The sequence below is a fragment of the Pseudobdellovibrionaceae bacterium genome, assembly GCA_019637875.1.
GTDB lineage: Bacteria > Bdellovibrionota > Bdellovibrionia > Bdellovibrionales > Bdellovibrionaceae > JAHBUW01.
Map to the genome: position 1 here is coordinate 269,549 of JAHBUW010000002.1, position 12,998 is coordinate 282,546.

Annotated in this window: 16 protein-coding genes; 6 read left to right on the forward strand and 10 right to left on the reverse strand. The window is 56.2% G+C overall.

The window, feature by feature from the left end:
* Positions 1 to 8: 8 nt before the first annotated feature.
* From KF767_04020 to KF767_04030, 3 genes are all read left to right on the forward strand, one after another.
* Positions 9 to 1,673, forward strand: coding sequence for an RHS repeat protein (locus KF767_04020; GenBank protein ID MBX3017033.1), 1,665 nt, complete (start codon positions 9 to 11; stop codon positions 1,671 to 1,673).
* An 18-nt stretch (positions 1,674 to 1,691) separates the two neighbouring features.
* The gene (locus KF767_04025) at positions 1,692 to 2,093 is read left to right on the forward strand and encodes a hypothetical protein (protein MBX3017034.1); all 402 of its coding nucleotides are present in this window, start codon (positions 1,692 to 1,694) and stop codon (positions 2,091 to 2,093) included.
* A 170-nt stretch (positions 2,094 to 2,263) separates the two neighbouring features.
* A complete protein-coding gene (locus KF767_04030) occupies positions 2,264 to 2,479 on the forward strand; it encodes a hypothetical protein (protein ID MBX3017035.1) in 216 nt (71 codons plus the stop codon).
* On the opposite strand, the gene KF767_04035 is transcribed toward KF767_04030, so the two are convergent.
* From KF767_04035 to KF767_04045, 3 genes are read right to left on the reverse strand one after another with little or no spacing between them, the layout of a single operon-like run.
* Complete coding sequence (locus tag KF767_04035; protein MBX3017036.1) at positions 2,476 to 2,763, reverse strand: hypothetical protein; 288 nt, start codon at positions 2,761 to 2,763, stop codon at positions 2,476 to 2,478. The genes KF767_04030 and KF767_04035 overlap by 4 nt on opposite strands.
* A gap of 17 nt (positions 2,764 to 2,780) precedes the next feature.
* Positions 2,781 to 3,173, reverse strand: a complete 393-nt coding sequence (locus KF767_04040; GenBank protein ID MBX3017037.1) for a response regulator — start codon at positions 3,171 to 3,173, stop codon at positions 2,781 to 2,783.
* A 14-nt stretch (positions 3,174 to 3,187) separates the two neighbouring features.
* Positions 3,188 to 3,475, reverse strand: a complete 288-nt coding sequence (locus KF767_04045) for a hypothetical protein (protein ID MBX3017038.1) — start codon at positions 3,473 to 3,475, stop codon at positions 3,188 to 3,190.
* Positions 3,476 to 3,571: 96 nt separating this feature from the next.
* Here KF767_04045 and KF767_04050 point away from each other — a divergent pair, with 96 nt between their 5' ends.
* Positions 3,572 to 5,152 carry a hypothetical protein gene (locus KF767_04050; GenBank protein MBX3017039.1) on the forward strand — a complete coding sequence of 527 codons (1,581 nt, stop codon included), beginning with the start codon at positions 3,572 to 3,574 and terminating at the stop codon, positions 5,150 to 5,152.
* A 6-nt stretch (positions 5,153 to 5,158) separates the two neighbouring features.
* Here the strand turns inward: KF767_04050 and KF767_04055 are convergent, their stop codons facing one another.
* From KF767_04055 to KF767_04075, 5 genes are all read right to left on the reverse strand, one after another.
* The gene (locus KF767_04055) at positions 5,159 to 6,586 is read right to left on the reverse strand and encodes a hypothetical protein (protein ID MBX3017040.1); all 1,428 of its coding nucleotides are present in this window, start codon (positions 6,584 to 6,586) and stop codon (positions 5,159 to 5,161) included.
* Positions 6,583 to 6,981: a hypothetical protein gene (locus KF767_04060; GenBank protein ID MBX3017041.1), complete on the reverse strand. Its 399-nt coding sequence runs from the start codon at positions 6,979 to 6,981 to the stop codon at positions 6,583 to 6,585. Before KF767_04060 ends, KF767_04055 begins: the two co-directional genes overlap by 4 nt.
* Before the next feature lie 214 nt (positions 6,982 to 7,195).
* Entirely contained in the window at positions 7,196 to 8,851 is a 1,656-nt protein-coding gene (gene groL / locus KF767_04065; GenBank protein MBX3017042.1) for a chaperonin GroEL, read from the reverse strand.
* Positions 8,852 to 8,882: 31 nt separating this feature from the next.
* On the reverse strand, positions 8,883 to 9,188 hold the full coding sequence (gene groES / locus KF767_04070) for a co-chaperone GroES (protein ID MBX3017043.1): 306 nt from the start codon (positions 9,186 to 9,188) through the stop codon (positions 8,883 to 8,885).
* A gap of 161 nt (positions 9,189 to 9,349) precedes the next feature.
* Positions 9,350 to 9,841, reverse strand: coding sequence for a hypothetical protein (locus tag KF767_04075; protein ID MBX3017044.1), 492 nt, complete (start codon positions 9,839 to 9,841; stop codon positions 9,350 to 9,352).
* 237 nt (positions 9,842 to 10,078) lie between these two features.
* Here KF767_04075 and KF767_04080 point away from each other — a divergent pair, with 237 nt between their 5' ends.
* On the forward strand, positions 10,079 to 11,332 hold the full coding sequence (locus KF767_04080; protein MBX3017045.1) for a hypothetical protein: 1,254 nt from the start codon (positions 10,079 to 10,081) through the stop codon (positions 11,330 to 11,332).
* On the opposite strand, the gene KF767_04085 is transcribed toward KF767_04080, so the two are convergent.
* The gene (locus KF767_04085; GenBank protein MBX3017046.1) at positions 11,329 to 11,802 is read right to left on the reverse strand and encodes a hypothetical protein; all 474 of its coding nucleotides are present in this window, start codon (positions 11,800 to 11,802) and stop codon (positions 11,329 to 11,331) included. The genes KF767_04080 and KF767_04085 overlap by 4 nt on opposite strands.
* Before the next feature lie 260 nt (positions 11,803 to 12,062).
* On the opposite strand from KF767_04085, the gene KF767_04090 reads away from it, so the two are divergent.
* Positions 12,063 to 12,545 carry a PilZ domain-containing protein gene (locus KF767_04090; protein MBX3017047.1) on the forward strand — a complete coding sequence of 161 codons (483 nt, stop codon included), beginning with the start codon at positions 12,063 to 12,065 and terminating at the stop codon, positions 12,543 to 12,545.
* Here KF767_04090 and argR read toward each other — a convergent pair.
* Positions 12,531 to 12,998 carry an arginine repressor gene (argR, locus tag KF767_04095; protein MBX3017048.1) on the reverse strand — a complete coding sequence of 156 codons (468 nt, stop codon included), beginning with the start codon at positions 12,996 to 12,998 and terminating at the stop codon, positions 12,531 to 12,533. The two genes, KF767_04090 and argR, sit on opposite strands and share 15 nt — an antisense overlap.

A 12,998-nucleotide genomic window follows, 5' to 3' on the forward strand; every position in this document is an offset into this window, starting at 1 on the left:
TTTCAAGGATGAAACGAACCTCGCGGCTTTTGGCCCTGGTCACCGCTTTTCTCGGATCTGCTACCGCTCACGCCATCGTGGATATGAAGACCGCGAACTACAGCCAAACGTGGACGGATATCGACGTTCCTTCGGCGGCAAATCAGTTCAAACTTAAAGTCGACCGCACTTACAACAGCCGTTCGCTTTTCGACGGCATGTTCGGTTTCGGTTGGTGTTCGGATTTCGAAACCCGCTTGGACATCACTCCCGAGGGCAACATCCGCCTGATCGAATGCGGTTCGGGTCAAGAGACCGTTTACATGCCTTTGGAGTTCAATCGTAAAGACATCGACAAAACCATCGCCGCCATCTTGCCCAAGCTCCGCCAACAGCAGGGCATGGATGAAAAAGCGCTCAAGGCGCTTCAAGAAGAAATGGTGTCGAACGCCAAGCTGCGCGCCAAGTACGCCGCCGACTTCAAAATCAAAGTCGAACCCAAAGAAGGCATGCAGTACTTCGCGAACGGTCGCGAAGTGGAAAAATTCGTTTTTTCCAAAAACGTTTACACCCGCACGCTGGTCAGCGGAACGCAAATGCGTTTCAACACTCAGGGTCGCATGACCCATATGTACGATGCCGCCGGTAACTTCTTGCGCTTCGAGTACGACAAAGACCAAGTCCGCGAAGTCGTCGATAACAACGGCCGTAAGCTCAGCTTCAAGTACTTTAACAACAAGAAGGTAAAAGCCATCTCGGGTCCCAACGGCACGACCGCCGAATATAAATTCGAGGGCCTTGACGATCTGAACTGGGTGAAGAACCAATGGGGCAACATCTACACCTACGCATATGACGATCGCCATAACTTGGTGAAGGTCAATTACCCCGATAAAACCTCGATCCAAATCGGCTACAACCAAGAGCGCGACTGGGTCACAAAGTTCGTGGATCGCGATAAGTGTACCGAGGACTACGGCTACGAACTTTCGAAGTCGGATCCCAAGATGCACTACTGGTCGACGGTGAAAAAAGTCTGCCGCAAAGAGATCGTCAACGAATCAAAACACGAGTTCATTCACAAAAAACGTGATGACGGCCAAGTTTACTTGCAGCGTGTGATCTCGACGATCAACGGTTCGGTGACCGATATCACCTACCACGAAGTCTTCAATCGCCCCCTTACGATTCGCCGCAATGCCGAGACCTCGAATTTCGAGTACTACGCGAATGGCCAGATCCGTACGAAAAGTACGCGCCTGACACGTATGACTTACCAGTACGACAAGAAAAGCCAGAAGGTCTCGGAGGTGCAAACGACGGTGTTGAACGACAAAGGCAAAGCCGTCACCAGTCGCAAAACCGCGTTCCAATACGACGCCAAAGGGAATCTGACCTTCGCTTCGAACTCCGAAGGACAACGCGTACGCATGACCTATGACGGTCGCGGCCGCATCAAGACGATCACGGACCAAGCCCGTAAGGTCGTACGCATCGACTACGAAGAACGCTTCGGCAAACCCGCCGTGGTCAGTCGCCCCGGCCTCGGAACGATCCGCGTCAGCTACAAGGCCAACGGCGACATCGACAAGGTGAATTCCGCGGAAGGACCCACCGTAGCCATGCAGGTTGCCAGTACTTTCAATAACTTACTCGACATACTTTCCCCGGCGTCCCCGGAAGTCTACAATTAAGGATAGAGGGGTAAAAACATGAGCAAGCTGCTTGTTGTTACGATCATGATGATGTTCGCTCCGATATCGGCCTTCACCCAGGCGAACGATGCTCCCGCGTCTTCGGACATGGACCGCGCCGTTCCCGAGGGCTGCAAGGACTTCACCTCTGAGCAAATGAAGGACCCCAACAGTCCTTGCTACGCGGAAGTCAGCAAAGACCTCGATCCTCGTCGCACCGAAGGCGAATACTTCGATGCGAACCTGACCAACACGCCGCTCAAAGATGAGTGCAACGGCTGCCATGTCATGACCGGCATCGATCTGCCCGGAAACACGAACGAGAACGTCTATAACGTGAAATTCCTGAAGAACGCGGTTCCCCAGTACGGCTCGCCAGTCGAGGCCGCAGGCAGCGACGAGAAGTCCGGAACGGATTGATCAGACACGCGTCGAACAATTTGACGGTGGAAAGAACGTGTCTCGGAATGAGACACGTTTTTTTTGGTCCAAAGTTTATATATTGAATCTGAGTGCCTCAAACCAGGATCGAGTGGCACCGATCTCGCAATACTCTCCTTACGAGACACAATGCTCTACCAGGAGGGCCTATGAAAAAAGCCACGATGTTGTTCGCAGCCATTCTGCTGTCGGCGGGCACAGGATTCGCCCAGTCGAAGTCGACGCGCGCACAAGACCGCAATATCGCACGGGACAATAAAACCGATTGCGGACGCCTGCAACAGACCGATCTGTTCGCGAATACTAATCCTCCCGCGTCGACGTCGGCAGCGAAAAAAGGATCGGCGAAGTCCGGTCGCGATTAATCCGCTTCGGTTTCCGCGCCGGTTTTCCGGTGGCGGAACTCGACCGACCACGGCTTCTGCCCGACGCTTGCGCCGGAATCCAGGCCGGCCCAGCGATGGCCTTTCTTCCAAAGATCACTCGTGATCTTGATGGCTCCGCCCGCGACCTGACGAAGTTGCTCCGTCACCATGCTGGTGGTCAGCCAGCGTTCCGCGCGCGATTCCAACGTACGTCCACCAAATTCGATTTGCATCAACATGACGATCACGACGGTTGCGACGATCGATTTAACGACGAACATCATGTTCCACGTCCTTCCAATTAGCCGACGCTTTCGCGCGAAGGCGCGCGGTAGCCGTCCAGTGTTTCCAGTAAAGATTGAACGTCTTGAACTCGAAAAGGCTTTTCCAAAAAGCGGATGCAGCCCGCTTGATTTGCGCGCGCGCGAACGATTTCCTCTGTCGCGGTCGACATGGCGATGATGCGACACTGCGGTCGAGCCTCCAGAATTTCGATCGCGGCTTCGGCACCATTTTTTTCCGGTAAAACCATATCCATGAAGATGAGATCCGGCTTGGCGAGCTTCGCGCGTTCGATGGCTTCGGTTCCCGTACGGGCTTCCGCGACCACTTCGCAGCCAAGATCCATGAGCATCGAAACCAGTATTTGCCGGACGAAACCGGCGTCATCCACGACGAGAACCTTCAGCGCCATGAATAAATGTTAGATTAAAATGGAGTGTTCGCCGAGGCCGGTTTTTTCTCGGAAGACGGCTCACGATCGGATTTAGAGTCTTGGTCGCGCTCCCACTTTTCCACGTCCTCTTTCGAGATCTCACGATAGCGACCCGACTCAAGTCCGGCTTCCGCCGGCGAACGATCCGGCGCCGCGGTCGTCCCCGCCGCCGGAAGCAGCGAACGACTCTCGGGGGAAACCGCAAACGCCACCGACGCGACCAAGAAGGACCAACAAACGACAAACGCGATGTAGTGCGAAGGACGCGATGGAAATGCCATAACTCCGTTTCGGATTCCCCGAGTTCCTCCTGAAGACCGGCAAGCCCATCGACGGGTCCGATTGACTTGATCCCACCCCCACCCGATCATGAAAAGATGAAATATCTTAGGTATTTTCACGCTCTTTCGCTGCTACTAACCTGCCTTTCGTCGGGCCCGGTTTTCGCGCAAATCAAAACCTACCAAAGCGCCATCGACCAAACGCTGAACCTTCGGAAAATCGCGGTCGTACCGATGGAAGACAACGTTAAACACATCTACGCAAGCCCTCTGACCGAAAGCTTGCTGAACGAATTGAAGCAAGATCGCAGATTCGAAGTTTTGGCAGGCCCCGCACCTCGTTTCGCCCCCGAGGAATTCGAAGGCAACCCCAAGTCCGTCGCCACTTACCTCTCGTCGGTCAAAGCCGACGCGCTCATCACCTCGCGATTGATCAAAGGCGCGCGCGGACTCTCCTTGCGTCTGACATTGATCGCGGGTTCGGAAAATTTACCGATGGCGCAAGAGATCCTCGAAGACTACCCCGGTTTCGAAACCGAAGACGTCAAACGCCAGCTCAGCCAGCTCTTGGCGAAATTGTTGTCGCGTTTGCCTTACCAAGCCTTAGTGACCAGTCGGCAGGGACAGGTCGTGACGTTGAACGCCGGTTCACGACACGGGTTACGACTGAACGACGAAATTTTCGTCGTCTTGATCACCGGCATCGAACGTCATCCGAAATTCAAGTTCATCACCAAAGTCGACCGCGAAATCATGGGCAAAGTTCGCCTGGAGAAAGTCGACGACTCGGTGTCGTTCGGCAGCTTGGTGTCGGAACGCTCGGCCAATCTCGTGCAGGCCGGTTTCAAAGCCACGTGGTCCGAGCCCGTCAGTTATCCGCGGGCGGGCATTACCGAGGGCGGTGGTCTGGTGCCGGGCATCGGCGATCGCCCCGACGCTCCCCTGGCCTACGGCAACGCCCCCCGCGAATGGACGACGGGTCAGGATGCAAGCTTCGGCAAAGTCGCCCTGCTGGCCGGCATCGCGCAAACCAATTTATCCACGACGTTATCCACCGGCGACAGCGCCAGCGGCGCCAACAACTTCAGTCCTTTGGTGCGCATCGATGCCCAGATGTGGCTGGATCCACGATGGCAATTCGATCTCATCATCGAACAGATGGCGACGAAGATTCCCAACGAGCTCGCGAATTCGTCACCTTCGAATTTGAATCTGCAGATGCAAGAGCTGTCGCTGCTGCTGGGCTACAACTTCCTCGTTGAACCCGAGGATTTTTGGGGACCGAAGTTCGAATTGATGGGCGGCTTTTCGAAAACCACGCTGTTCGTTGACGATTCCACTCCCCGTGCGCACACCAGTAAAGAATACGGCGGCTTCGCCTTCGGTCTCGGCGGGTCTTTCCCTTTGGTCGCCGAAAACAACTCGCGTTGGCTGTTGGGCGGAAAGTTCCTGTACTACTGGCAACCCACCATCAGCGAAACTCCCGTTTCCAGCGGCAGCGCCTCGAACCAAATCACGCATTTCAATTTGTTCGCGGAATACGGGATTTCCACCAAGATGGCGTTCCGCACGGACGTGAACTTCAAACAGGTTTCGAGTTCCTTTTCCGGTGGTCCGGCGAACTCCGCCAGTGCCAACATGGTCAATTTGATGGCCGGCGCCGCGTTCTATTTCTAAATGTATCTAATCGACGCCCTGGGTACGTTCCCCCGGGGCACTTTGCATGGGAAGCGCGGCGGGAGTATCCGCACGGGGGGCCACGGGATAGGGGCACCCCTTCCCGCTCGGCTCGCAGTTCAGCCCCTGGGTCAGCGCGGGTTGGCGCAACATGATGTTGTCCACGCGTCCGGCCCACGAAGGATGCGATCCGGTCGAGTCGTAGCGTGATTCGGCCTTCACGCCGCAAGCATAGTCCATTTGCATGAGGTGCGCCTTCAGGGCGTTCGGCAGCTTCACGGTCTTTCCCGTCTTGGGCGACACCCGCTTCGGCATGGGACCGTTAACGACGCGATCGCGCAGGGGTAGTTCCGTCGCCATCGTTTCCGCCGCAAACCAGTCGCAGAAAGCCTCGTTGTGATGATTCGAGTAACACGCGTCTTTCAGATCGGGGGAGCTCGACTTCTCTTTAGGCGAACGGAATTTTCCACCCGCGTCCGAACGTAGGCAGCGGTAGGTCTCGTAGAAAGGGGTATGAACAAGATCGCCCGTGGCGCGCGGGATTTTTTTTGCCGCGGAATCGCCATCCAATCCACCGCCCAAACGGCACAAGTCGAAAGCGTGGGAAATCTCGTGGGTCATCGCGCGCAGAACTGATTCGTCGGGTTGAAACATGGCGCTGGGGGGAATGGAAATGTCCTGAGCTCCGTAGTCGAAACTCGCGTGGTAGGGTATCCCGCACCCATTGATAGAATAAGGGTACTTGTTGTTCGTGACCGCGCGGACACGTTCCAGAATTTCCTTTTCATTCGCGTTCAGTGCGGACTCCGCACGCCCCGCCAGAATTTTTCGCTCAACCGCCGCCTTCGCCTCCTTGAACAAGCGTTCGGCGCGCGCATCCTGTTGCGAAAAATCGAACTGCATCGTGTCCTTTTGACCTTTGCGGGCGGCGTACTTTTTAGAGATTTGATCCAGCGAAAACGTCGCGTCGACCAGATTCATATAACCGTCTTGACCGAGTTTTTGCTCCCAGTAGGCGCGGACTTCCGCCGGCGTCTTCGACTGCCGCGTGGGGTTTGCCGAATCCGGCGGCCAGTTGACGATCTCCGTTTCGCTCGGAAGAACCTGTCGCAACTGCAAATCGCCGTTCATCCAACGGTTCAACGTTGCCGAGGGAACCTCCCCCGGCTTGAGCGCCGAGAAAGCCACCGCGAGCTTCGCCAATTCGGGCTTCGTTTCGGCTTCATTGCGATTGCTTTCCGATTGCGAGATGGATTGCAGCGCACACGCGGGAACACTCGTCCCGTCCTCGAACTCCAGAGAATCCTCTGGATTCAAATCTTCGAAGAGCTTGCAGTCTTGGGTCAGCGTTTTCAGATCGCACGTCCGAGCCTGGACCGGTACCGCGAGCGCCCAGGCCGCCAACAAAGTGAGGACCGCGCCCGGGGGAATCATCTTCCCTTCCCTTTAAGCCCATCGAATTGCCGTAGATGACTCAACATCTCGGTCGTGCTTTTACCGAGATTGCGCACCTGGGGATCGGCTGCGGGGCCGGGACAGAAGCGATTCACATAACGGATTCCATCCACGAACGCACGGGCCTCGAAAGGGTGCGCGCACGCGGGTTGCCGCGAAGTCTTCACCGCCATGATATCACGGCTCCAACGCTCGAAATCTTGCTTCGTGATCACCGACAAAGCGACCGTACGGTGGCCACGGCGGAACTTCAGAAAGTGAGTGGGTTGGGCGCCGAGTTTGAGCTGCTCGAGGATGAGCCACTCCATCTGGGTATTCACCCGCACTTCGTAGCTTTTCAGAGGTTTATCGGAGAATGTCGCGGGCGATTTCACTCGTGCAGCCGGAGCTTTGCCAATCGGCTTAGGAGGAGCGGCGATCGCGCCTATCCCCAGGGCGAGAAATCCACCCACCAATATGCCTTTCCCGAAGCTTAGACCCATCCTTCAACGCTAACATTCGGGCATAAAAAAACCCAGGTCCGTGGGGACCTGGGTCTTGGATTTTCACCTGTGTTTCACAGGACGAAGATCGGGAAGCGGGACGACATTACATCATGTCGCCCATGCCACCCATTCCGCCCATACCACCCATGCCGCCACCACCGTGGCCGCCGCCTTTGTCATCCTTCTTGGGAGCTTCGGCGATCATGGTTTCGGTCGTCAGCATCAGCGATGAAACCGAAGCCGCGTTTTCGAGAGCGCAACGGACCACTTTCACGGGATCGATCACGCCGTCCTTCAGCAGGTCGGTGTATTCGTCGCTGTAAGCGTTGTAACCGTATGTCGTCGCTTTGTTCTGCAGAACGCGATCCAGAACGATCGCACCGTCAAGACCGGCGTTCGCCGAGATCTGACGGATGGGCTCTTCGCACGCGCGCTTGATGATCACGGCGCCGAAAGCTTCTTCTTCCGAGAACTTCGTTTTGTCGACTTTTTGAGCCGCACGCAGCAGAGCGGTACCGCCACCAGCGATGATACCTTCTTCGACCGCCGCGCGAGTTGCGTTCAACGCATCTTCCACACGAGCTTTCTTTTCTTTCATTTCGACTTCCGACGGCGCACCGACGTGGATCACCGCAACACCGCCCGACAGTTTTGCCAGACGCTCTTTCAGTTTTTCTTTGTCGTAGTCCGAAGTGGTCTCTTCAACTTGCGCTTTGATTTGCGCCACGCGAGCCGCGATGTCGGCTTTTTTGCCGGTGCCATCGATGATCGTGCAGTTGTCTTTGTCGACAACGACGCGTTTTGCGGTACCGAGGTCCGCCACGGTCGCTTGCTCAAGTTTACGGCCCATGTCTTCCGACACGAGTTTCGCGTTCGTCAGAACCGCGATGTCTTCCAGCATCGACTTACGGCGATCGCCGAAGCCCGGTGCTTTCACCGCGCAGACGTGCAGAGTGCCGCGCAGCTTGTTCACGACCAGAGTCGCGAGTGCTTCGCCTTCAACGTCTTCCGCGATCAACAGAAGCGGACGGCCCGACTTCGCGACGCCTTCCAGGATCGTGATCATGTCTTTCATCGACGAAACTTTTTTGTCGTAGACGAGAACGAAGGCGTTCTCGAGAACCGCTTCCATACGCTCAGCGTTGGTCACGAAGTAGGGCGACAGGTAACCACGGTCGAATTGCATACCTTCGACAACGGTCACTTCGGTCTTAGCGGTCTTCGATTCTTCAATCGTGATCACGCCTTCTTTACCGACTTTTTCCATGGCATCCGCCAACATCTGGCCGATTTCTTTATCGTTGTTCGCCGAGATCGTGCCGACTTGCGCGACTTCGTTCGAACCTTTCACGGGCTTCGACATCGACTTCAGTTCGTTGACGACGATTTCGACCGCTTTGTCGATACCGCGCTTCACCGCTGTGGGGTTGTTCCCCGCCGAAACGATTTTCACGCCTTCGCGGTAGATCGCTTGCGCCAGAACGGTTGCCGTTGTGGTTCCGTCACCGGCTTGGTCGTTGGTCTTCGAAGCGACTTCTTTGACCATCTGTGCGCCCATGTTTTCGAACTTGTTTTCGAGTTCGATTTCTTTCGCGACGGTCACACCGTCTTTCGTGATCAGGGGCGAACCGAAAGATTTTTCGATGACGACGTTACGGCCTTTCGGGCCAAGGGTCACGCGAACCGCGTTCGCGAGGGTGTTCACGCCTTTGAGGATCGAGGCGCGTGCATTTTCAGAAAACAGCAATTCTTTAGACATTTCGTACTCCGTGGATATTGAGCTTAAAAAATTATTGGATGATTCCGAGGATGTCTTCTTCGCGCATCATCAGGAATTCTTCGCCGTCGAGTTTCAGTTCCGTGCCCGAATATTTTCCGAACAGAACTTTGTCTCCGGCTTTCACTTCGAGGGGAAGGACTTTACCGTCTTCGGTCACGCGACCTTTTCCGGTAGCAACGATTTCGCCACGTTGGGGCTTCTCTTTCGCCGTATCGGGGATGAACAGGCCACCCGCCGTTTTTTCTTCTTCCGCCATACGACGGACCAAGATGCGATCATGTAAGGGACGCACGCCAACTTCTGCAGTTTTCGCCATTCGAATCCTCCTGTCCTGACTCTCGGACAACATAGATAGGGGGTTTTCCCCTTAAACTTGAGATCGGGCCCAATATGGACGGCCTCAAATCACAGTCAAGGTGAGTCGCGGAATTTTTCCGATCGGAGGATGGCGCGATGAGTTATCGGGCTTTCAAAGCCTTATTGAGTCTGGATTCCAAGGCGATTGCGCTTCACGGGAGTGGGCTGCGAACGCTCGATCAATTGGAAGTAGGACTCCAGGAAAAGACCCACTTCTTCGGGACTCAAGCGAGCGGCGATCTCGCCGATCCGCGGACGGACTTCTTGGCCCTTCACGTAGAGGTAAAGGTAATCACGGGTCGTCAGATCCTGCGCCACTTCCAGATTCCAGTGCTCCTGAGCGAGCTCCTGCTGGAGCAGGGGCAAACGGGGCGAACGGGCATTCACGTTGCGCTGCTCGAGGTATTGAGTCCGCAGGGCCTTCAGTCGTTTTTGAGAGTGGAAAATCTTGGCGGCCTTCCATTCCTTGAAGGTCAGCGGAGCCGGAGTCGGCGATACGGCAACGGCAGGAGCGGCGGCAGGGGTATTCGCCTGGGCCGACGAGAAGCCGACAAGGACGAAAAGCCCCATCAGTGCCGAAACACGAACCGACTTACAAAGAACAACGAACATCACGACTCCAAAGTTATGAGCCCGCCGACACGGACCTGCCCCCGCCCATTCCAAGATCCGCGCCACCCGACGGGCCCCTCAGATCCAAAGAAACAGGGGGGCAGGTCCGACCCCAAGCCCCTCACTGACAAAAAGGGTGCGACGGGCCGCTTTCGGGCGCGCTGTCAGGATTGTTAACAGCTCGAATTTACATGGAATTCCCTTGCCCCCTCGATTTGGGCCACGGAAGATCGGGGCGTGAAAACCCTCCTTTTCTCCTTTCTTCTGACGTCGGCGGCGTGGGCCTCGCCCCCGCTTCAATCCCCCGAGACGACTCCACGGGTCTCTGACTACGGTTATCCCTGGGCCCGCGCGAACGAAAATCTGTGTGTGGAGCTGGAAAACCAGGGCGACCGTAAAGTCCCCCGCACGGATTGGTTTTGTGCGGCCGGCGACGGAGATATCTATCTACGGACGCTCGGCGCGGAAGAGTTCTATCACGGCGTCGGTCACTGGGTGCAGTTGCGCGCCGAAGCCCGCCCCTCCGATCACGTCGCGATCAATCTGCGCAGCCTTCTGTATTCCGGCAGTATCAGCTACGGCTACACCCGTCCGCTGGGCTTCTACAATCTGCTCGGTTTCACCGCCGAATGGCCGGAAGAGGTTTTTGGGGGCCGCGCCGTCGGGCGCGTGATGGATTTGGGTCGGCAGACCATCGGTACGGGCTTGCTGCTTCAGGAGCACGAAACTGCGGGGCTTCTGCTCGATTGGCGCAACGGCGATTGGCAACTGAAGCTTCTAGGTGACGGTACAGGCGGCCTCTTGCTTGCGGACGATCTAAAAAACTACGAGCTCAATTGGCGTGACGGCGCGATCGGCATCGGTTTTACCGAGTGGACGGAAGGGAATCGCGGCAATCCCCCCTTCCGTCATCCCGCGAAGTATCTGTACTCGAACGTCGCGTGGTCCGACATCTGGTCGACAGGTCTCGAAGTGAATGCGCGCAACAACGCGCTGGCGGCGCTCGCGCGCGTGAGCGCCTTCTGGGATTTCGAAAGTTGGAAGCTCTTCGTGCGCATCGAGGGCCGATCGATTCAAGAGGCTTGGGGCGATCAATTCATCCAAAGAATCGAGCATATGTACACCGCCTACGATCAGTACGACAAACGTGTGATGAACACGAAGAACATCCTGACCGTCGACGACGACGTGACGGCGGGTTCACTCGATCTCAATCTCAGTTTCCGTATCGGAGAACGCTACGAAGTCCAAATGCTGAACGAAGCCGTGACCTTCCGTTACAACCAGGCGGATCACAAAAATCTGTTCTTCTACCGCTGGGGTGTCGCCTACATCCCCCGCACGGAGCAAACTGAAGCGCTTGTTTTCTTCGTTTCCAACAAGGTGCTGACCGATAGCCTGGCGCTACCGCCGTTTTTGGACTCAAGCCAAAACGTCGTCATGTTCAAAGCGGTTCCGTTCTTCGGCGCGGAAGCGCGCTTCCGCTTCTAGAAATAGAATCGACCGCCCAGGCCCGCACCAATCGAAGCCGCCGTCGAAGGCGTCAGATCCAGCGTGAGCGCGAGCTCTCCGAAAAATTCGACGGGCGCTTTCGGAAGCGTATAGGACGTGCCGACCGAGGTGCGCACACCAAGGTAAGTACGGCCCGTGTCGGGTTTGTTCGTTTCGCGCGTCGTGCTGTACAAACGCCCTCCGACTCCGGCGTAGAAAAGCATCGGAAACTCTTCCACCCGATAGTAATCGGGAAAACGCCAAAGATAAGTCGAGTGCAGATAGGTTTCGGTACCGGGATAAAAACGCCACGCGAGCGCCAGATCGATCGAATGACCTTCATCCAATTTGTAGTTCCCGGTCACGCCGACCGGAGTTCCTAGAATCAAACCCACACCGATGGGACCCGCCGCTTGCGCCGCGGTCGCCGTCACCAGACTCAACATCAATCCCGCCATCAACTTCATCATGGATTCACAGCTAACTTGCTTCGACGGCCTCGTCACCGTCTCGTTTTGGCGCGTTCAGAGTGTCAGCGGAATGACGACTGTTGGGGCTCCGATTGTTTCGAAAATCAAAAGTCATAACGCAGACTTGGGCAAGAGGACGTCGCAAAAATCACGCTTCCCTGGCGATGACCTGGTGCCGACCGCAAACTATTGCGAGAAGAGCGGGCCCGCCCCTTGCTCTAACTCCCTCTGGGTTCATTGGGTCATTCGAAGGAGGCGCCATGATTTTCAAACCGAAATCGAAACAGACTCCCGCAAAACAGTCGCGTTCCAAAGATTCGGACTTTCAAGGCATCACCGATCTTTCACAGACCGAAGTCTCTTTACGTCCTGATTCCCATGGCAGCCTCGAAGAAGAGTATACCGCAACCGGACACCGTTTAGAGATCGTCGATTCGATGGGACGGCGTCAGCACGTGCGTTTCAGCGGACACGTCACGGTCGTCATTTCAAACGAGCGCTCGACCTTCCGTACATCGACCGTCAACGTGTCTTCCGGTGGCGCGTTTCTGCGCGACCTGATCCCGCACGAATTCCTGGCAAAGCCTTTCGATTGCCTTTTCATCGCGGAGAAAAGCGATAACTCACGAGAGTTCTTAATGGTGCGCGGGAAAGCGCTCGAGTTCCCTTTGCGCTCGCACCGGGTGCAATTCCTTTCGGCGCCCCAGCATATGCAAGAGACCCTGCACTCAATTTTCGGATAAAGCGAAGACGTCCTGGATGCGGGCCATGATCGCATCGATCTTCTTGACCGATTCGGGCGCCAAAAAAATCGTGTCGTCGCCCGCAATCGTTCCCAAAATTCCTTCAGATCTCATCGCATCCAAGTGACGGGCAACCAACGACGCCGAGCCCGGCGTCGTATGCAAAACGATCATGGCGCCGTTGTGGGCCATATCCAACACTAAGCCATCAAGATTCGACGAAGGAACCGGCGTCGCCGTCAGATCTTCGGTCAGCCGATACACGGTGCGGCCGCTCACGTCCTGTGCCTTCACCGCGCCAATCCGGCGCAGGTCACGCGAAATCGTGGACTGGGTGACGTGGTAGTCGCGACTTTTCAGCTCGGCCGCCAGTTCCTCTTGAGTCGACAGAGCCCCGCTCTCGAGGAGCTCCGTCAAAACCTTCAATCGTTCCTGAGTGTCGCCCGTCTTCAT

What these genes read in the sequence shown, in the direction of transcription:
- groL (MBX3017042.1), bottom strand. Translation starts at nt 8,851, where the DNA reads ATGTCTAAAGAATTGCTGTTTTCTGAAAATGCACGCGCCTCGATCCTC.
- KF767_04025 (MBX3017034.1), top strand. Translation starts at nt 1,692, where the DNA reads ATGAGCAAGCTGCTTGTTGTTACGATCATGATGATGTTCGCTCCGATA.
- KF767_04035 (MBX3017036.1), bottom strand. Translation starts at nt 2,763, where the DNA reads ATGATGTTCGTCGTTAAATCGATCGTCGCAACCGTCGTGATCGTCATG.
- KF767_04045 (MBX3017038.1), bottom strand. Translation starts at nt 3,475, where the DNA reads ATGGCATTTCCATCGCGTCCTTCGCACTACATCGCGTTTGTCGTTTGT.
- KF767_04075 (MBX3017044.1), bottom strand. Translation starts at nt 9,841, where the DNA reads ATGTTCGTTGTTCTTTGTAAGTCGGTTCGTGTTTCGGCACTGATGGGG.
- KF767_04090 (MBX3017047.1), top strand. Translation starts at nt 12,063, where the DNA reads ATGATTTTCAAACCGAAATCGAAACAGACTCCCGCAAAACAGTCGCGT.
- KF767_04030 (MBX3017035.1), top strand. Translation starts at nt 2,264, where the DNA reads ATGAAAAAAGCCACGATGTTGTTCGCAGCCATTCTGCTGTCGGCGGGC.
- KF767_04040 (MBX3017037.1), bottom strand. Translation starts at nt 3,173, where the DNA reads ATGGCGCTGAAGGTTCTCGTCGTGGATGACGCCGGTTTCGTCCGGCAA.
- KF767_04085 (MBX3017046.1), bottom strand. Translation starts at nt 11,802, where the DNA reads ATGATGAAGTTGATGGCGGGATTGATGTTGAGTCTGGTGACGGCGACC.
- KF767_04050 (MBX3017039.1), top strand. Translation starts at nt 3,572, where the DNA reads ATGAAATATCTTAGGTATTTTCACGCTCTTTCGCTGCTACTAACCTGC.
- groES (MBX3017043.1), bottom strand. Translation starts at nt 9,188, where the DNA reads ATGGCGAAAACTGCAGAAGTTGGCGTGCGTCCCTTACATGATCGCATC.
- KF767_04055 (MBX3017040.1), bottom strand. Translation starts at nt 6,586, where the DNA reads ATGATTCCCCCGGGCGCGGTCCTCACTTTGTTGGCGGCCTGGGCGCTC.
- KF767_04020 (MBX3017033.1), top strand. Translation starts at nt 9, where the DNA reads ATGAAACGAACCTCGCGGCTTTTGGCCCTGGTCACCGCTTTTCTCGGA.
- argR (MBX3017048.1), bottom strand. Translation starts at nt 12,998, where the DNA reads ATGAAGACGGGCGACACTCAGGAACGATTGAAGGTTTTGACGGAGCTC.